Annotated in this window: 17 protein-coding genes; 15 read left to right on the top strand and 2 right to left on the bottom strand. The window is 66.4% G+C overall.

Annotated features, from left to right (window positions below; genetic code table 11):
- The first annotated feature begins 29 nt into the window (after positions 1-29).
- The 13 genes from iscR to GHK24_RS03860 all read left to right on the top strand — a co-directional run bounded on the left by iscR (position 30) and on the right by GHK24_RS03860 (position 13,401).
- Positions 30-539: a Fe-S cluster assembly transcriptional regulator IscR gene (iscR, locus tag GHK24_RS03920; RefSeq protein WP_153469352.1), complete on the top strand. Its 510-nt coding sequence runs from the start codon at positions 30-32 to the stop codon at positions 537-539.
- A gap of 5 nt (positions 540-544) precedes the next feature.
- Complete coding sequence (locus GHK24_RS03915) at positions 545-1,708, top strand: cysteine desulfurase family protein (protein WP_153469350.1); 1,164 nt, start codon at positions 545-547, stop codon at positions 1,706-1,708.
- Between the two features lie 72 nt (positions 1,709-1,780).
- The gene (locus GHK24_RS03910; RefSeq protein ID WP_153470307.1) at positions 1,781-2,992 is read left to right on the top strand and encodes an IscS subfamily cysteine desulfurase; all 1,212 of its coding nucleotides are present in this window, start codon (positions 1,781-1,783) and stop codon (positions 2,990-2,992) included.
- 72 nt (positions 2,993-3,064) lie between these two features.
- On the top strand, positions 3,065-3,448 hold the full coding sequence (iscU, locus tag GHK24_RS03905) for a Fe-S cluster assembly scaffold IscU (RefSeq protein WP_153469347.1): 384 nt from the start codon (positions 3,065-3,067) through the stop codon (positions 3,446-3,448).
- Positions 3,449-3,497: 49 nt separating this feature from the next.
- The gene (iscA, locus tag GHK24_RS03900) at positions 3,498-3,821 is read left to right on the top strand and encodes an iron-sulfur cluster assembly protein IscA (RefSeq protein ID WP_153469344.1); all 324 of its coding nucleotides are present in this window, start codon (positions 3,498-3,500) and stop codon (positions 3,819-3,821) included.
- Positions 3,821-4,453 (top strand): Fe-S protein assembly co-chaperone HscB, encoded by a 633-nt coding sequence (gene hscB, locus GHK24_RS03895; protein ID WP_153469341.1) that lies wholly within the window; start codon positions 3,821-3,823, stop codon positions 4,451-4,453. The genes iscA and hscB overlap by 1 nt, the downstream gene beginning before the upstream one ends.
- A gap of 148 nt (positions 4,454-4,601) precedes the next feature.
- Positions 4,602-6,533, top strand: a complete 1,932-nt coding sequence (gene hscA, locus GHK24_RS03890; RefSeq protein ID WP_153469338.1) for a Fe-S protein assembly chaperone HscA — start codon at positions 4,602-4,604, stop codon at positions 6,531-6,533.
- Positions 6,530-6,871 carry an ISC system 2Fe-2S type ferredoxin gene (gene fdx / locus GHK24_RS03885; protein WP_153469335.1) on the top strand — a complete coding sequence of 114 codons (342 nt, stop codon included), beginning with the start codon at positions 6,530-6,532 and terminating at the stop codon, positions 6,869-6,871. The genes hscA and fdx overlap by 4 nt, the downstream gene beginning before the upstream one ends.
- Entirely contained in the window at positions 6,868-7,062 is a 195-nt protein-coding gene (gene iscX, locus GHK24_RS03880) for a Fe-S cluster assembly protein IscX (RefSeq protein WP_153469332.1), read from the top strand. Before fdx ends, iscX begins: the two co-directional genes overlap by 4 nt.
- Positions 7,063-7,158: 96 nt before the next feature.
- On the top strand, positions 7,159-7,761 hold the full coding sequence (gene lexA / locus GHK24_RS03875) for a transcriptional repressor LexA (protein ID WP_153469329.1): 603 nt from the start codon (positions 7,159-7,161) through the stop codon (positions 7,759-7,761).
- Between the two features lie 24 nt (positions 7,762-7,785).
- Positions 7,786-8,535, top strand: coding sequence for a translesion DNA synthesis-associated protein ImuA (gene imuA, locus GHK24_RS03870; RefSeq protein WP_153469326.1), 750 nt, complete (start codon positions 7,786-7,788; stop codon positions 8,533-8,535).
- The gene (locus tag GHK24_RS03865) at positions 8,468-9,985 is read left to right on the top strand and encodes a Y-family DNA polymerase (RefSeq protein WP_153469323.1); all 1,518 of its coding nucleotides are present in this window, start codon (positions 8,468-8,470) and stop codon (positions 9,983-9,985) included. Before imuA ends, GHK24_RS03865 begins: the two co-directional genes overlap by 68 nt.
- An 8-nt stretch (positions 9,986-9,993) precedes the next feature.
- Complete coding sequence (locus GHK24_RS03860) at positions 9,994-13,401, top strand: error-prone DNA polymerase (RefSeq protein WP_340666090.1); 3,408 nt, start codon at positions 9,994-9,996, stop codon at positions 13,399-13,401.
- A gap of 12 nt (positions 13,402-13,413) precedes the next feature.
- On the opposite strand, the gene recJ is transcribed toward GHK24_RS03860, so the two are convergent.
- Together recJ and GHK24_RS03850 are read right to left on the bottom strand one after the other, a co-directional pair.
- A complete protein-coding gene (gene recJ, locus GHK24_RS03855) occupies positions 13,414-15,126 on the bottom strand; it encodes a single-stranded-DNA-specific exonuclease RecJ (RefSeq protein WP_153469320.1) in 1,713 nt (570 codons plus the stop codon).
- The gene (locus GHK24_RS03850; RefSeq protein ID WP_153469317.1) at positions 15,123-16,301 is read right to left on the bottom strand and encodes a hypothetical protein; all 1,179 of its coding nucleotides are present in this window, start codon (positions 16,299-16,301) and stop codon (positions 15,123-15,125) included. The genes recJ and GHK24_RS03850 overlap by 4 nt, the downstream gene beginning before the upstream one ends.
- 286 nt (positions 16,302-16,587) lie before the next feature.
- Here GHK24_RS03850 and GHK24_RS03845 point away from each other — a divergent pair, with 286 nt between their 5' ends.
- Positions 16,588-17,835: a lipoprotein-releasing ABC transporter permease subunit gene (locus GHK24_RS03845; protein WP_153469314.1), complete on the top strand. Its 1,248-nt coding sequence runs from the start codon at positions 16,588-16,590 to the stop codon at positions 17,833-17,835.
- The gene (gene lolD, locus GHK24_RS03840; RefSeq protein WP_153469311.1) at positions 17,828-18,547 is read left to right on the top strand and encodes a lipoprotein-releasing ABC transporter ATP-binding protein LolD; all 720 of its coding nucleotides are present in this window, start codon (positions 17,828-17,830) and stop codon (positions 18,545-18,547) included. The genes GHK24_RS03845 and lolD overlap by 8 nt, the downstream gene beginning before the upstream one ends.
- The last annotated feature ends 109 nt before the right edge of the window (positions 18,548-18,656 follow it).

Below are 18,656 nucleotides of genomic sequence, written 5' to 3'. Positions count from 1 at the left end.
AGAGTCGGGTATGGATCGAAGGAGACGGCATGAGACTGACGACCAAAGGACGTTTTGCAGTGACGGCGATGATCGATCTGGCTCTCAATGGCAGCGATGGGCCAGTGACGCTGGCGGGTATCAGTGAGCGGCAGAAGATTTCCCTTTCGTATCTTGAACAGTTGTTCGGCAAGCTGCGCCGGGGCGCCTTGGTTGACAGCGTTCGCGGTCCGGGAGGTGGCTACTGTCTGGCGCGGCCTCTCGAAAAGGTGAGCGTTGCCGACATCATCCGCGCTGTCGATGAACCCCTCGACGCGACGCAGTGCGGCGGTTTCGAGAATTGCCGCGACGAGGATCGTTGCATGACCCACGAGTTATGGACGACGCTCAACGGCAAGATGTACGACTACCTCAATTCCGTGTCGCTGGCGGATCTTGTCGATCGTCAGCGTCGCAAACTCGGCTTGGCGCCGCTGGTGGCGAGTGTCGCGCCGGAGCGGCGAGTCCTGATGGCCCGTGCTGTCACCGTCGCCGAACCCTCGCCGACGCCGCTCTCCTGACAATCATGTTTGCGCCGGTCTACTTCGACCACAACGCAACAACGCCGCTCGATCCTGTCGTGCGCGAGGCGATGTTGCCTTATCTGGGCGAGCGCTTCGGCAATGCCTCGGCGCGCCACGAGTACGGCCGGAACACCCGGCGTGCGCTCGACCTCGCGCGTGAGCAGGTGGCTACGGCCGTCGGCGCCGAGCCGGATGAAGTGGTTTTCGTCAGCGGTGGTTCGGAAGCCAACAACCTCTTTCTCAAGGGAACTGCCGCTCGTCTGCCGCCTGGTTTGCTGGCGGTGAGTGCGGCGGAGCATCCCAGTGTGCTGCGCCCGGCGGCGCAACTGGCGCGTCAAGGCTGGGACGTACGGCACCTGGCGCCTGCCGCAGACGGCCGCCTTGCGCGTGACGACTGGCAGGCGACGCTGGCCTTGCGGCCCGCGCTGGTGTCGGTGATGCTCGCCAATAACGAAACCGGCGTGCTACAGGATGTGGCGGCATTGGCTGCGCAGGCGTGCTCGGCGGGGGCGATTTTTCACACCGACGCCGTGCAGGCCTTGGGACGCGTGCCGCTCAATTTTCGTGAGCTGAATGCGGCCGGGGTGGGCGCCATGACGATTTCGGGGCACAAAATTGGCGGGCCGCAGGGCGCTGCAGCGCTGATCCGCGACCGGCGTATCGACATCGAACCGCAGATCGGCGGCGGTGGTCAGGAAGGCGGCCTGCGTTCAGGAACGGAGAATATCGCCGCCCTCGTTGGCTTTGGCCTTGCTTGCGAGCGGGCGGTGGCCCGGCGCGCGGAGGGTGCGGCGCATCTTGACGCGATGCGCCGGCGACTCGAAAGCGCGCTGGCGGATCTCGGGGCGACGGTGTTTGGCGCGCCGGACGGCCGTTTGCCCAACACGTCTTATTTTGCCTTGCCCGGCATTGATGGTGAGACGCTGGTCGCGCGTCTCGACCGTGCCGGCTTCGCGGTGGCGAGCGGCAGTGCCTGCTCCAGCAACGACCATGGGCCGTCGGCGACCCTGCTGGCAATGGGCGTCGATGCCGATCTGGCGCGCGGAGCAGTGCGTGTCAGCCTGGGGACTGGCAATACCGAGCGGCAAATTGATGATTTCGTTTTTGCGCTGAAGGCGATGGCGCTCAACCTGCGACGGCTTGGCGCCGTGGCGCTCTCCGGTTGAACCGGTAAAACAGAGGGCTTTTCCCCGGTGGCGTGCTGCTGCCCCGGAAAGGCCGGAACCTGGAGTGAAATGATGGTAAAGCTTCCGATCTACCTTGATTATTCGGCGACGACGCCGGTCGACCCGCGCGTCGCCGAAAAGATGATTCCTTTCCTCGTCGAGAAATTCGGCAATCCGGCCTCGCGTTCGCACGCTTTCGGCTGGGAGGCCGAGTCGGCGGTCGAAGAAGCGCGGGCGCAGGTCGCGGCGCTGGTGAACGCCGATCCGCGCGAGATCATCTGGACCTCCGGCGCGACGGAATCGAACAATCTCGCGCTCAAGGGCGCCGCCAACTTCTACAGCGGGCGCGGCAAACACATCGTCACCGTCAAGACCGAGCACAAAGCGGTGCTCGACACGGTGCGCGAACTGGAGCGTCAGGGCTTCGAGGCGACCTACCTCGACGTGCAGGAAAACGGCCTCGTCGATCCGGCGGTGTTTGCGGCAGCCCTGCGGCCGGACACCATCCTCGCCTCGGTGATGCTCGTTAACAACGAAGTCGGCGTGATTCAGCCGATTGCCGAATTGGGCGCGATCTGCCGTGCGCACAACGTGATCTTCCACGTCGACGCGGCGCAGGCGACGGGCAAGGTGGGGATTGATTTGGCGACGCTGCCGGTCGATCTGATGAGCTTTTCGGCGCATAAAACCTACGGCCCGAAGGGCATCGGCGCGCTCTATATCCGCCGCAAGCCGCGTATTCGTCTGGAAGCGCAGATGCACGGCGGCGGGCACGAACGCGGTTTCCGTTCGGGAACGCTGGCGACGCACCAGATCGTCGGCATGGGCGAGGCTTTCCGCATCGCACGCGAAGAGATGGCCGTCGAGAACGTGCGCATCGGCGCCTTGCGTGATCGTCTGTTGAAAGGCCTTTCCGACATCGAGGCGGTCTACGTTAACGGTGATCTTGAGAAGCGCGTGCCGCACAACCTCAACATCAGCTTTGCCTATGTGGAAGGCGAGTCGATGTTGATGGCGATCAAGGATCTGGCGGTATCGTCCGGTTCGGCGTGCACCTCGGCGTCGCTCGAGCCGTCGTATGTCTTGCGCGCCCTGGGGCGCGACGACGAATTGGCGCACAGCTCGATCCGCTTTACGCTGGGTCGCTTCACCACCGAAGAGGAAGTCGATTACGCGGTGAAGCTGCTGCACCAGAAGATCGGCAAGCTGCGCGAACTGTCGCCGCTGTGGGAAATGGTCCAGGAAGGCGTCGATCTGTCGACCGTGCAATGGGCGGCCCACTAAGCTTGCCATACAGGCAATCCGTCGCTTCGCCTCGCAATTCATCTCGCTGGAAATCAAGTAAGGAGTTTCAACATGGCATACAGCGTCAAGGTTCTTGAGCACTACGAAAATCCCCGTAACGTCGGCTCCTTCGGCAAGGAAGAAGAGGGCGTGGCGACCGGCATGGTTGGCGCCCCGGCCTGCGGCGACGTCATGAAGCTGCAGATCAAGGTCGGCAAGGACGGCATCATCGAGGACGCGCGCTTCAAGACCTACGGCTGCGGTTCGGCGATTGCTTCCTCGTCGCTGGTGACCGAGTGGGTCAAGGGCAAAACGCTCGATCAGGCCCTCGAAATCCGCAATACGCAGATCGCCGAAGAACTGGCGCTGCCGCCGGTCAAGATTCACTGCTCGATCCTCGCCGAGGATGCCATCAAGGCCGCCGTCGCCGATTTTCGCAAGAAGAAACCGGAGTAAGGCCGGCCACCCGGCGACTCGACACTGACAATATCAAGGAGGCCAGTAAATGGCGGTTACGCTCACGGAAAAGGCGGCCACGCATGTGCTCAACTACATGAGCAAACGCGGGCGCGGTATCGGCTTGCGCCTTGGGGTGCGCACCAGCGGTTGCTCGGGAATGGCGTACAAGCTTGAATTCGCCGACGAGTTGGGCAGCGACGACATCCAGTTCGAGTCGCACGGCGTGCGCGTTCTGGTCGACGCCAAGAGCCTGCCGTATCTGGATGGCACTGAACTCGATTTTGCCCGCGAAGGCCTGAACGAAGGGTTCAAGTTCAACAACCCGAACGTCAAGGACGCGTGCGGCTGCGGCGAGAGCTTCAACGTCTGATGACTGATTTCGCGGATGGTGTGGCGCCTGCCGTAAATTCCGGCGCGGCCGATGCGGCGGCGGGCGCGTTGTCGGACGCGCGCTTCGCTGCGGATCACTTCGCGCTCTTCGGTCTCGCGCGCGACTTTCGGATCGATACCGCGGCGCTGGAACGCAATTACCGCGCCTTGCAGGCGCAGACGCACCCGGATCGTTTCGTCACGGCCGGCGACAGCGAGCGGCGGCGTGCCCTGCAATGGGCGACGCGCGTGAATGAGGCCTATGAAACCCTGAAAAAGCCGCTTTCGCGCGCCCGCTACCTCTTGGCGGAACTGGGCGGCGAAAGCGATTTCGTGCGTAACAACGCGCTGCCGACGGATTTTCTCGTTGCCCAGATGGAATTGCGCGAGACGGTCGCCGACGCCGTTGCCGCCCGTCAGGTGGAAACGCTCGAAAGCCTGCGTGATGAACGGGCGCTGGCCCTGCGTGCGGGCTACGAGGCATTGGCAGCGATTCTCGCAGCGGCGGCAGCCGTGGCCGACAGCCAGCGCACGACGCCGCTGGCGCAGGCGGCTGACGCGATTCGCCGCCTGATGTTCGAAGAAAAACTGCTCGCCGATATTGACGACGCACTGGCCGCACTCGACGAGTGATGGACGCCTTGTCCCGCTCTCCCTCGTTCTTGCCCGCCTGCGCCCTGCGCGGGGGGCTGGGCTATGACGGACAGCCCGCCAAACGGCTTGTGTGCACGCCGCCTCATAGCGGCGTGTAATTACCGCAACTTATCCGGAACACCTTTTCATGGTACTTCTGCAAATCGCTGAACCCGGCCAGTCCGACGCACCTCACGAACGTCGCCTCGCCGTCGGTATCGATCTTGGTACGACCAATTCGCTCGTGGCAGCGGTGCGTTCCGGACTGGCGGTCGTTCTCAACGATGAACTGGGGCGCCCTCTGTTGCCCTCGGTGGTGCGTTACGGTGCCGATGGCGAATGCACCGTCGGTTACGAGGCGCTGGCGCAGCAGGCGAGCGATCCGCGCAATACCGTCGCCTCGGCGAAGCGTTTCATGGGGCGCGGTTTGCAGGACATCGCCCACCGCGAGTCGCTGCCGTATCAGTTCGAAGATGCGCCGGGGATGGTGCGTTTGCGCACCGTGGCCGGCAGCAAGAGCCCTGTCGAGGTATCGGCGGATGTGCTGCGCGCTCTGCGCGAGCGGGCCGAGTTGGCGCTCGGTGGCGAACTCGTCGGTGCCGTCATCACCGTGCCGGCGTATTTCGACGACGCGCAGCGGCAGGCGACCAAGGATGCAGCGCGTCTCGCCGGCCTCAATGTCCTGCGCCTCCTCAACGAGCCGACAGCGGCGGCGATTGCCTATGGGCTGGATAACGGTGCCGAGGGGGTCTTCGCTGTTTATGATCTCGGCGGCGGCACCTTCGACATTTCGATTCTGCGCCTGTCGCGCGGCGTCTTCGAAGTGTTGTCGACTGGCGGCGATTCGGCGCTGGGCGGCGACGACTTCGATCAACGCATCTACTGCTGGATTCTCGAGGCTGCCCGCCTCAAGCCGCTTTCGCCCGAGGATTCCCGCTTGCTGCTCAATCGCGCGCGCGAAGCCAAGGAATACCTGACCTTTCACGGCACGGCGCCGATCACGGCACGTCTGGCCAGTGGCGAGGTCGTCGATCTGACGCTGACGACGGAAACCTTCACCGACATTACGCGCACCCTGATCACCAAGACCATGCAACCCGTCAAGAAAGCCCTGCGCGATGCGGGGCTGGGCATTGGCGACGTCAAGGGCGTCATCATGGTCGGTGGCGCGACGCGCATGCCGCAGGTGCAGCGCGCTGTCGGCGAATATTTCAAACAGGAACCGCTAAACAACCTCGATCCCGACAAGGTCGTCGCGATCGGTGCGGCCAAACAGGCGAACCTCCTGGCGGGGAACCGCACCGGCGACGACTGGCTCTTGCTCGATGTCATCCCGCTTTCGCTGGGCCTCGAAATGATGGGCGGTCTGGTCGAAAAGATCGTGCCGCGCAACTCGACGATTCCGGTGGCGCGGGCGCAGGATTTCACTACCTTCCGCGACGGTCAGACAGCCTTGGCGGTCCATGTAGTGCAGGGCGAGCGTGAAATCGTCAGCGACTGTCGTTCGCTGGCACGCTTTGAACTGCGTGGCATCCCGCCGATGGTCGCTGGCGCGGCGCGTATTCGCGTCACCTTCCAGGTGGATGCCGACGGCCTGCTCTCGGTGTCGGCGCGCGAGCAGACCTCCGGCGTCGAGGCCAGCGTCGTCGTCAAGCCATCCTATGGCCTCTCCGACGACGAAATCGCCGGCATGCTCAAGGATTCGCTCGAGCACACGCGTGATGATGCTTTCCGTCGCGCGCTCAAGGAATCGCAAGTCGAAGCGCAACGCCTCATCGAGGCAGTGCAGTCGGCCCTCAAGAACGACGGCGAATTGCTCGATGCCAGCGAGCGCGCCCGTGTCGACGCCGCCATCGTCGCCTTGCAAACGGCCGCCCTCGGCGAGAACCGTCGGCAGATCACGCTGGCGATGGACGAGGTGGATGCGCAAACGCGCGACTTCGCCGCACGGCGCATGGATAAAGGCATCCGCCGCGCGCTTGCCGGCCGCAGTATCGACGACTTCGCCGAACTGGGCGAGAAGGAAGAGTTCGACGAGCTCGAGCAGATCAACGAGACCGCAAAGGAAAACCAGGCATGACGCAGATCATCGTGTTGCCGCACGCCGAGTTGTGCCCCGAGGGCGTCGTGATCGAGGCGACGCCCGGCGCATCGCTCTGTCAGACCTTGCTGGAGCACGAGGTCGCCATCGAGCACGCCTGCGAGATGTCTTGTGCGTGCACGACCTGTCACATCGTCGTGCGCGAGGGTTTCGCATCGCTGCCGCCCGCCGACGATCTGGAAGAAGACCTGCTCGACAAGGCCTGGGGGCTTGAGCCGACGTCGCGGCTGTCGTGTCAGGCGCTCGTCGGCGAGACGCCGCTGGTCATCGAAATTCCGCGTTACACCATCAACATGACCAAGGAAGGGCACCGATGAAGTGGACTGATATCAACGACATCGCCGTTGCGCTCGCCGAGCACCACCCCGAGGTCGATCCGCTGACCGTCAATTTCGTTGATCTGATGCGGCTCACGCAGGCCCTGCCGGGCTTTGCCGACGACGCCAAGCGTTGCGGCGAAAAAATCCTCGAAGCCATCCAGCAAGCCTGGATCGACGAAAGAGACTGAGCGGGCGTTTTCTTCTGGCCGCGTGCGCGGCGGGGGCTTGCCTTTGGTGCGGTACTGTATAAAAATACAGTCATCGTCTACCGGAAGGCTGCGTCCATGTTCAAGCTGACCCCGCGCCAAGAAGAAGTCCTCGATTTCATCCGCAACTCGCTGGAAGTCCTCGGCGCGCCGCCGACGCGTGCCGAAATCGCCAGTGCCTTTGGTTTTGCCTCGCCTAACGCTGCCGAAGAGCATCTCAAGGCCTTGGCGCGCAAGGGGGCGATCGTCCTCGAGCCCGGTTCGGCGCGCGGTATCCGCCTCGTCGAGCAGCTTGGCCTGCCGCTCATTGGCAGCGTCGCCGCCGGCAGCCCGATTCTCGCCATCGAGAACGTGCAGGCGCGTTACGCGCTCGATGCCAGCCTGTTTCGCCCGCGCGCTGATTTTCTGTTGCGGGTGCGCGGGCTGTCGATGATCAATGCCGGCATCTTCGACGGTGATTTGCTCGCCGTCAGCCGGACCAGCGAGGTGCGTGACGGCCAGATCGTCATTGCCCGCGTCGAGGACGAAGTCACCGTCAAGCGCTTGCGCCGGCATGGTCCGGTCGTTGAGCTGGTCGCCGAAAACCCCGATTTCGACCCCATTGTGGTGGACACCCGGACGACCTCGCTGACCATCGAAGGGATCGCTGTCGGCCTGATCCGCGGCGGCGATTCGATGTAAGGCAGCTGCTTCGCCTTCGCCGCCATGCGCGCCATTCCTCTTGCCGATATTCTCGCCCGCGCCGACATCTGGCGTGGTGATTCCCTCGCGTCGGCGCCGCTCCCCGGGCTGGCGACCGGCTTCGCCGCGCTGGACCTCGAACTGCCGGGCGGCGGCTGGCCGCGCGGTGGCCTGATCGAGCTGCTGCCGGCGCAGCGCGGTGTCGGCGAACTAGGCTTGCTCCTGCCGGCGCTGGCGCATCTGTCGGCTGGCGAATTGGCGTGGGTCGTGTGCGTCGCCCCGCCGCACGCCCTGCACGCGCCGGCCTTGGCGCGCGGCGGCGTTGATTTGTCGCGCCTGCTCGTCGTTAGCAGCGCGCCGGGGCGTGACGCTGCCTGGACCTGCGCGCTCGCGCTCGATACCGAGGGCGTCGGTGCGGTGGTCGCCTGGCTGCCGGAAGCGGATGCGGCGCTGCTGCGGCGTCTGCATCTGGCGGCGGAGGAGAGTCGCTCGCTGCTCTTTGTCTTCCGTCCGCAAGAGTGTGCCGCACAGGCGTCACCCGCGCCCTTGCGGCTGTGCCTAACGGGTGCCGGCGAGCGGCTTGGCGTGCAGATACTCAAGCGGCGTGGTGCGCCTCCGCTCCACATGCTCTCGCTTTCCGTTCAGCGCCCGGCAGCTTGGCGGCCGCGCGCGACCCCACCCGCACAGTCTCACGTCGCTCCGATACATGCTCTGGCTCGCCCTGTTCCTGCCGCGCCTGCCGCTCGACGCGCTTCCGGAATCCGCACAGCCTAGCGTCGTCGTCGCGGGCGAGGGCATCGTCGCGGCGAACGACGCCGCGCTTGCGGCAGGGGTGACGCCGGGCTTGCGTCTGGCAAGTGCCTATGCGCGTTTGCCGGGGCTTTTTGTTCGCCCGCGTGATCCAGCACGAGAGATCGCCGCCTTACAGCGTCTCGCCTGTTGGGCCGGTGCCTTCACGTCTGAGGTCAGTCTGGCGCCGCCCGCGACCGTGCTCCTTGAGATTGGCGCTTCGCTGCGTCTTTTCGGCGGCGTCGAGCGGCTTTTTCCTCAAATTGCGACGGAGGCGACGGCGCAGGGCTTTGCTGTCCAAGCTGCCTTGGCGCCGACGCCGCTGGCGGCGGAGTGGTTTGCCCGTGCGGGCGAGGTGCGTCCATGCACCGACCTGGCTTTGCTACCGCAGCGTCTTGGCGCGCTGTCGCTGGCGGTACTCTTGCCGGAGCAGGCCGAGCGCCTCGCGGCCTTTGGTGCACGGACGCTCGGCGACGTGCTGCGTTTGCCGCGTGCCGGTCTGAGCCGGCGTCTCGGGCTGCCGTTTGCTCAGGATCTTGCGCGGGCGCTGGGCGAGCTTCCCGATCCGCGCGCGCGCTTTGTCTTTCCCGAATCCTTCGCGCTGCGCCTCGAACTGTCGGCGCGCAGCGATAGTGCGCCGGCACTGGCCTTTGCTGCCCGCCACCTGATCGGCGCCTTGTCGGGGTGGTTGGCGGTACGTGCTGCTGGCGTTCGGGAATGTGTCCTCGAACTTTGTTGCGAGCGAGGCGCCCGAGCGGCACCGACGGTACAACTGGCTCTTGCCTTTGCCGAGGCGACACGCGACGCCCAGCGCATCGCGCGCGTTCTCGACGAACGACTGGCGCGTCTGCCTTTGCCGGCGGCGGTCGAATCGATGTGCTTGCGTATCGATGCCCTGGAGGCGATGGCTGGTCGCGAGGGCCAGCTGTTTTCTGACGCGGCGCATGGCGCCGCGGGCAATGGCGGCGGCGATGCGCGGGTCGCCGAGCTCATCGAGCGCTTGCAGGCGCGCTTGGGTGAAGAGCGGGTTTTCCGTCTGCGCGCGGTGGAAGATCATCGCCCGGAATGCGCAACCCACGCCGAGTCGCCTTGGTCGGAGACGGCTTCTTCCCGCCGCGCCCCGGCGTCGGGGCCGCTCGCGCGGATGGCGCCGAGCATGACCATGGCGACGGCACGCCCGTCCGCGCCCCGTCCGCTCTATCTCCTGTCGCCGCCGCAGGCCTTGCCCGAGGTGGGCGGACAGCCGCAGCGCGGCGGTGCGCTGCATCTGCTCGCAGGGCCGGAACGCATCGAGAGCGGCTGGTGGGACGACGGTGAGCCCGGCGCGACTGGCGATGTGCAGCGCGATTACTTCATTGCCGTCTCGCCGCGCGACGAGTGGCTTTGGGTGTTTCGCTGCGTCGATGGCTGGTTCGTGCACGGCCTCTTTGCGTGAGGGGGGGCGTGGATAGTCATCCTCCCGGCGCCTTGCCCGATTACGCCGAACTGCATTGCGTATCGAATTTCTCTTTTTTGCGCGGCGCGTCGCATCCGGAAGAACTGGTCGCGCGCGCGCACGCCTTGGGTTACACGGCGCTCGCCCTCAGCGACGAGTGCTCGCTGGCGGGCGTTGTGCGTGCGCACCGGGCAGCGCGGGCACATAGCCTGCGCCTCATCATTGGCGCGGAATTCCGTCTCGATGGCCGTACCGATGGTGAGGCGAGCCAAACGCCTGGAGGCAGCGGCGAAGATCGCGAGGGGTGTCGCCTCGTCCTGCTGGCACAGAACCGCGCCGGGTACGGCAATCTCTCGGCGCTGATCACGCTGGCGCGGCGACGCGCGAGCAAGGGGTCGTACCGCCTGCTGCGCGGCGATCTGGCCACACCGGCCTTTGTCGTGCGCGAAGAGTCGGCACGCGCCGCGACTGCGCCGCCGGCTGGCGCATGGGAGGAGGCTCTTGGCGCCGTGCCGGATTGTCTGGCGCTGTGGGTGCCACCGCCCTCGGGCGTGCAGCACGCCCGTGAAGCGGGGGGCGCCTTGGCCGACGAGGCGGCGGACGCATGGGAGAGGCTTTGCGCCGAGGGTCGGTTTCTCGCCGAGCGTTTCGCTGGACGCTGCTGGCTGGCGGTCGAGTTACATGCAACGGGCGATGATCGCGGGCGGCTTACCACGCTGCTGGCGCTGGCCGAGGCCTGCGCCTTGCCGGCCGTCGCGGCGGGCGATGTACACATGCATGTGCGCGCCCGTCGTCCCTTGCAGGACGTGCTGACGGCGATCCGCCACCGCACCAGCGTCTTCGCCGCTGGCGAGCGCCTGTTCGCCAACGGCGAGCGGCACCTGCGCACGCGGCTACGCCTGTCGCGCCTGTATCCGCCCGAACTGCTCGCCGAAACGCTGAACGTGGCGGCGCAGTGCGATTTTTCGCTCGACGAACTGCGCTACGAATACCCCGAGGAAGTCGTCCCGCACGGGCAGACGCCGGCATCCTTCCTGCGCAGCGAGACCGAGCGCGGACTGGCCCGGCGCTACGGCGATTCGGTGCCATCAGCGGTGCCGCCGGAGGTGCGCAAGCGCGTCGAGCATGAACTCGCGCTGATCGGCGAACTCGGCTACGAGCCGTACTTCCTCACCGTCTACGACATCGTCAGCTTTGCGCGCAGTCGCGGCATCCTCTGCCAGGGGCGCGGTTCGGCGGCCAATTCGGCGGTGTGCTACGCGCTCGGCGTCACCGAGGTCGACCCGGCGCGCTCGCACCTGCTTTTCGAGCGCTTCATCTCCAGGGAACGCGGCGAGCCGCCCGACATCGACGTCGATTTCGAGCACGAGCGGCGCGAGGAGGTGATCCAGTATCTGTACCAGAAGTACGGTCGCGACCGCGCCGCGCTGGCGGCGGCGGTGATCAGCTACCACACGCGCGGCGCGCTGCGCGACGTCGGTCGCGCGCTCGGCTTCGAGCCGGCGCAGATCGACGCGCTGGCCTCGACGCTGGCCTGGTGGGACAAGCGCGAGCAATTGCCCGAACGGCTGGCGCAGATCGGCCTCGACCCGGCGAGTCCGCGCGTTGCCAAGTGGCTGGCGCTCGCCGAGGCGCTGCGCGGCTTTCCGCGCCACCTGTCGCAGCACACCGGCGGTTTCGTGTTGTCGCGCGGGCCGCTCTCGCGGCTGGTACCGGTGGAGAACGCGGCGATGCCCGAGCGCACGGTGATCCAGTGGGACAAGGACGACCTCGACGCGCTCGGCCTGCTCAAGGTCGACGTGCTGGCGCTCGGCATGCTCTCGGCGATCCGCCGCGCGCTCGATCTCGTCGGCCGGCGCATGGACGAGATTCCGCCGGAAGACCCGGCGACCTACGACATGATCTGCGCCGCCGACACCGTCGGCGTCTTCCAGATCGAATCGCGCGCGCAGATGGCCATGCTGCCGCGGCTGAGACCGCGCCAGTTCTACGATCTGGTGATCGAGGTGGCGCTGGTGCGCCCCGGCCCGATCCAGGGCGACATGGTGCATCCCTACCTGCGCCGGCGCGACGGACGCGAGACCATCGAGCCGATGCGCCCGGAAATCGCCGAGGTGCTCGGGCGCACGCTCGGCGTGCCGATCTTCCAGGAGCAGGTGATGCAACTGGCCGTCGTCGCCGCCGGCTTCACGCCGGGCGAGGCCGACCGCCTGCGCCGCGCCATGGCCGCGTGGCGGCGCAAGGGCGGCCTCGAACCCTTCGAGGAAAAGCTGATCGCCGGCATGCGCGAACGTGGTTATGCGCTGGCCTTTGCCCAGCGCCTGTGTGCGCAGATCCGCGGCTTTGGCGAATACGGCTTTCCCGAGTCGCACGCGGCGAGCTTCGCGCTGCTCGTCTATGTCTCGGCCTGGCTCAAATGCCATCGTCCCGACGCTTTCCTATGTGCGCTGCTCAACAGCCAGCCGATGGGCTTCTACGCGCCGGCGCAGCTGGTGCGCGACGCGGTCCGGCATGGCGTCGAGGTACGGCCGGTCGATGTACAGGCGAGCGCGGTTGAGGCGACGCTCGAGCCGAGGCTGGCGCGGACGCAAGAGTCGAGGCAGAAGGGGCCTCAATCGCCGATACCGGCACAAGAGCCGCCCCTCGCCTTCGTCGCCCAGACGACGCATCGCGGGGACGAGGCCGCACCGCACGCCTTGCAGGGCGTTCGTCTGGGGCTGACCGGCATTGCCCGGCTCAGTCACGCTGGCGCCGCACGTATCGTGGGCGCACGGCGTCTTGTGCCATTCCGCTCGGTGGACGATCTGGCCGTGCGCGCCGCCTTGTCGCGTGGCGACCTTGAGGCGCTGGCCGCGGCTGGCGCGCTCGCCGGGATTGCCGGGCATCGTCGCGCGGCGGCCTGGGCGGCGGCCGATGCGCCGGTGCAGTTGGATCTGCTCAGCAGCGCCGGCGCGGCTGCGGCGCCCGATGCGCCGGCGCCGCTGCTGGCGGTGCCCAGCGAAGGCGAGGATATCGTCGCCGATTATGCGAGTCTGGGGCTGACCTTGGGTCGCCATCCGCTCGCCTTGTTGCGCAGGGCCTTGCAGGCGCGACGCTTCCTTTGTGCCGCCGAGTTGCGCACGGCGGGCGACCGGCAACTGGTGCGCGTGGCCGGCATCGTTACCTGTCGGCAACGGCCGGGAACGGCGAGCGGCATCATTTTTGTGACGCTGGAAGACGAAAGCGGGCTGACGAATGTTGTCGTCCACGCGCCGCTGGTCGAGCGGCAGCGACGTGAGTTGCTGTCAGCCCGCCTCCTGGGAGTGTTCGGCCAGATCAGCCGCGAGGGCGCGGTGGTGCACCTTGTCGCCAAGCGGCTGGTCGATCTGTCGGCCTGGCTCGGCCGCGTGCCGACAGCGAGCCGTGATTTTCACTGAGCCGCCGTCCGTTCAGGCGTCGGCGAAGCTCTCGATCATCAGTTGTGTGCTCTGCACGCCGTTGTAGTCGTTGATCGACAGGCGGAAGGCGGCGTGCACGCGGTTGCCGTCCGGCGATTCGGTGGCGTTGAAGCGGATAGCGTCAAAGTGCTGCGTTCCTTTGCGCAGTCGCAGTTTCAGGTGTTTTTCCTTGAGCAGGCGCCGGCTTTCGACGACGAAGTCGTCGGCAAAGACCGGCGGCGGGAAGCCTTGTCCCCAGACCTCGTTTTCGAGCAGGCGCACCGTGTCGAGAGCGTAGTAGCCGGCTTCGAGCGGGCCGTCGGTTTCCAGCGTTTGTGTCATGTCGCTGGGCGACAGCAGTTCGCCGGCTACTGCCGCGAATAGCTCACGGAAGCGGGGGAAATCGGCTTCGCGCAAGGTCGCGCCGGCGGCTGCGGCGTGGCCGCCAAAGCGCAACAGCAATCCCGGCGCACGCTTGCTGATGAGATCGAGGGCATCGCGCAGATGCAGTCCGGGGATCGAGCGGCCCGAGCCCTTGATTTCGCCGTTCTCGCCGCGCGCGAAAGCGAAGACCGGCCGGTGCAGACGTTCGCGGATGCGCGAGGCGAGAATGCCGACGACGCCCTGGTGCCACTCGGCGTTGAAAAGCGAGACACCGGCGCTGTCGCTGCTCATGGCCGCAGCGGCTTGCGCCAGCCAGGCGAGGGCCTGTTCCTGCATGCCGGCTTCGATTTCGCGACGCTCGCGGTTGAGTGCGTCGAGTTGCTGGGCAATCGCCAGCGCGCGTGTCTCGTCTTCGGTGATGAGGCATTCGATACCGAGCGACATGTCGGCGAGACGTCCCGCAGCGTTCAGGCGCGGGCCGACGAGGAAACCGAGATCGAAGGCCGATGCTTTGGCCGGCTCACGCCCGGCGGCCGTGAACAGCGCACGCAGGCCGGGCGTCAGCCGTCCGGCGCGGATGCGTTGCAGGCCCTGGCTGACGAGAATGCGGTTGTTGCGATCCAGGCGCACCACGTCGGCGACCGTGCCAAGCGCCACGAGATCGAGCAGGGCGGCCAGATTCGGCTCCTTGGCGCCCTCAGCGAAGGCGCCACGGCTACGCAGTTCGGCACGCAGCGCCAGCATCACGTAGAAGATGACGCCGACACCGGCCAGATGTTTGCTGCCAAAGTCACAACCCGGCTGGTTCGGATTGACGATGACGTCGGCCGCCGGCAGGGTTTCGGCGGGCAAGTGGTGGTCGGTGACCAGAACGGCGATGCCAAGCTCCTGCGCGCGGGCGACGCCTTCGACGCTGGCGATGCCGTTGTCGACGGTGACGATCAGGTCAGGCGGCGCGTCGGCGCTGGCGGCGAGTTCGACGATCAGCGGCGAGAGGCCGTAGCCGTAGTCGAAACGGTTGGGCGCGAGAAAATCGACGCGGGCGCCAAAGGCGCGCAGGGCTCGCACGCCAACGGCGCAGGCCGTGGCGCCGTCGCAATCGTAGTCGGCAATGATGAGGATACGGGCGTCGGCTTCGATGGCATCGGCCAAGAGGACGGCCGCCTCGGCGGCGCCAGTCAGCGTGGCGGGAGCCAGAAGCGCCGACAGCGAGGTGTCGAGTTCGTCGCGCGAGCGGATGCCGCGTGCCGCGTACAGGCGCGCCAGCAGCGGATGCACGCCTTCCTGTTCGAGTTGCCATTGCGCGCGCGGCGGTATGGGGCGAGTCACGATGCGGGTCATGGCGAAGTCCTTGCAGCAGATTCTTCAGGGGAAGCGGAGTCGCTGGCAGCGAAGTGGCAGGCAAGTTGTGCCAGCGTTTGCGGGCGTCGCCAGAACTGCCAGCGGGCCGCCGGGTTGGCTTGCCAGCGCAGCACGCCAAAGACGGTAGTGGAGAGCAGCGTCAGGCGCGACAAGCGCCCTCGCCACAGCGCTTCGGCCAGCGGTGCGAACCAGCGCTGTTCGAGATCGGCGAGGGCGGCTTGCCAGGCAGCTTCGTCGTCGTAGTGAGCGGGGCCGAGCAGCGCGTCGCAGACGATGAGTGCGTGCGGCGTCGGCGTGTTTTGCGCGCCTTGTGCCGCGAGCCACGCACTGGCGTCGCCGGGCAGGGCGGCGGTTTTTGTCTGGGCGGAAGCGCCGGCCAGACCGCGTACCAGCGCGTTGTCGCTGTAGGCGGTGGCGAGGGCGTCTGCCGAGATGGCTGGCGCGGATGCTGTGGCGCCGTTCCCCCATAGCCAGAGGCTGTTGATGGGAAGTTCACCGCGCTCGCTGCGTGCCGTATTGAGCGGATGGGCGCTGAGCAGCATCTGGGCTTCCAGCAGCAGCTGGCGCAAGGGTCGGGCGGCGGCGCCTTGCGGCAGTTGCTGACTCACGCCGCGCCCCGAGACCGCCGACAAGGGCGGCAGGGCGAGACTCTGCATGTCGGGCGGCGGAGCGCTTTGTGGTAGCGAGGCCTCGGCTGACGTTTGCGCGTCATTGGCTATTAGCCGCAAGTACCAGTGATCGGCAGCGCCGGCAACGAATTCGGCACGGCCGGCAAAGTGCGCATTGAGCGCGGCGACCAGCGCCTTTGCTTCGTCGTCGCCGAGCGAAAAACGGTGGCTATCGGCGAGCGCCATGCGTTCTTTGAGAAAGCGCAGGTGCACCGGGTCAGCGCAGAGCCAGCCAGCTTCGTCAGGCAGGCCGTCACCTCGCCGCCGCCAGGCGGCGAAGGGCAGGGGGTAACCGTCGGCTTCGTTATGGCCGAGTGTTTCAGCCAGCAGTGTTTCAAACGGGCGCGGTGAGGTCTGCGTTCGCTGGCTGCGTGCCAGCAGTTTCTCGAGTTGAGGTGCGCGCGCCTCGCCTGCATGCCCTTGCGCCGCTGCGGGAGGGCGCAACAGTTCGGGAACCAGCAGGGTGAGGTGCGGGACTGGGGGCATGCAGAGGCGGGGCTGGGAGAAAGAATGGGCGCTGTCGCGATGGCTGTCAGCAGGCCGGGCCGCCGCGAAAACGGGCGCGATGAGTGTAACATGGCGCCTTTGCCGCACTCGCTACCCGGGCGGCGGCCGCTCTGGCCAGACCTTCGCGGCCTTGGTTGCCTCATGCCCGCCTTGCTGCGAGGCGCCCTTGGCGCGCGGGCGCGGCGTTGCCGCGCCACGGACTGTCCGGCGGCCAGCGTTGCGGGGGCTCAGCCCAACTCTCTCGAATTCACGGATATCGTTGCCGATGGCCTCGCCTTACGAACTGCTGGTCGGTTTGCGCTACACACGCGCCAAACGGCGCAATCACTTCATCTCCTTCATTTCGCTGATTTCGATGGCCGGCGTGGCGCTGGGCGTGGCGGCGCTGATCGTCGTACTGTCGGTGATGAACGGCTTTCAGACCGAGTTGCGCGAACGCATCTTGTCCGTCGTCTCGCACGTGCAGATCAGCGGTGCCAATGGCGAAATGAGCGATTGGCAAGAGGTGGCGAAGCAGGCGGCGACGCATCCGCGCGTGCTGGCGGCGGCGCCCTATGTGCAGGCGCAGGGCATGCTCTCCTTTGGTTCCGCCGTGCGCGGCGTGATGGTGCGCGGCATCCTCCCCGACGAAGAAGAGAAAGTCGCGCAATTTCGCGCCCACACGAAAAAAGGCAGCCTCGATTCGCTGCAGCCGGACTCCTTCAATATCGTGCTGGGCTCCGAACTGGCGCGCGCCTTGTCGGTGACGGTCGGCGACAAGGTGACGCTGGTCGCGCCTCAAGGCGTCGTCACGCCGGCGGGCGTCGTGCCGCGTCTGAAGACATTTACGGTTGGCGGGATTTTTGAAGTCGGCATGTTCGAGTTCGACAGCGGGCTGGCGCTGATCCGCATGGAGGACGCGCAGCTGCTCTATCGCATGGGTGATCGCGTCTCGGGCGTGCGCCTGAAGCTCGACGATCTCTTCGCCGCGCCGCTGGTGGTGCGCGATCTCGCCTCGCGTCTCGACACTGACGCCTATCTGTCCGACTGGACGCAAAGCCACGCCAATTTCTTCCGCGCGGTCGAAATCGAAAAACGGATGATGTTCATCATCCTGTCGCTGATCGTTGCCGTCGCGGCTTTCAATATCGTCTCCACGCTGGTCATGGCGGTGACCGACAAGCAGGCCGACATCGCCATCCTGCGCACGCTGGGCGCCAGCCCGGCGAGCATCATGGCGATCTTCATGGTGCAGGGCGCCTTGATCGGCTCCATCGGCTTGGCCGCCGGGGTCGCCGGTGGCGTCGCGCTGGCCAGCAATATCGATGTGGTGGTGCCGTTCATCGAGCGCCTCTTCCACACGCAGTTCCTGTCGCGCGAGGTGTATTACATCTCCGAGTTGCCTTCGGAGCTGCAATGGGGCGATGTCGGGACGATCACCGTCGTCGCCTTTTTCCTGTCCTTGCTGGCGACGCTCTACCCCAGTTGGCGCGCAGCGCGCGTTAATCCAGCGGAGGCGCTGCGTTATGAATGAAGTGAGAGAAGTGAGTGAGGTCGTTCTTTCGGCACGCAGTCTGAACCGCGTTTTTCGGCAGGGCGAGGAAGCCGTGCCCGTGCTGGCAGGCGTCGATCTCGACATCGCTCGTGGCGAACGCGTGGCGATTGTCGGCAGCTCCGGCTCTGGCAAGAGCACCTTGCTGCATCTGCTTGGCGGCCTCGATACGCCGGATGGTGGCAGCGTCGAACTGATGGGGCGTTCGCTCGCCGGCCTCTCCGAACGCGAGCGCGGCGTCTGGCGTAACCAGCATCTGGGTTTCGTCTATCAGTTCCACCACCTGTTGCAGGAATTCACGGCGCTGGAGAACGTCGCCATGCCCTTGCTGATCCGACGCATGCCGCGTGACGAGGCATTGGCGCGCGCGCAGGCGGCACTGAGCGATGTCGGTCTGGCGCACCGCGTCCGCCACACCCCCGGCGAACTCTCCGGCGGCGAACGGCAGCGGGCAGCGATTGCGCGCGCGCTGGTGACCGCCCCTGCCTGCGTTCTGGCGGATGAACCCACCGGCAACCTCGACCGGCAGACGGCGGAAAGCGTCTTCGATCTGACCCTCGATCTGCAACGCGCGCGCGGCACGAGCTTTGTCATCGTCACCCACGATCTGGCGCTGGCGGCGCGTGCCGATCGCATCCTGACCTTGCGCGACGGCCTTCTGCAAACACTCGCCGAGGTCACGGCGCCGCACTGACGCGCGCTGGCGCGGCGGCTGGTCGCGTCTGCTCTACGGGAAATCGTCCGCGCCTGTATCGCCGAGAGGGCGTTATGCGGGGCCTTATGTGCCGCCTGTTTATGCCATA

This window comes from Rhodocyclus gracilis, from assembly GCF_009617575.1.
Taxonomy (GTDB): Bacteria; Pseudomonadota; Gammaproteobacteria; order Burkholderiales; family Rhodocyclaceae; genus Rhodocyclus; species Rhodocyclus gracilis.
This window is presented reverse-complemented; position numbering and strand designations above follow the sequence as displayed.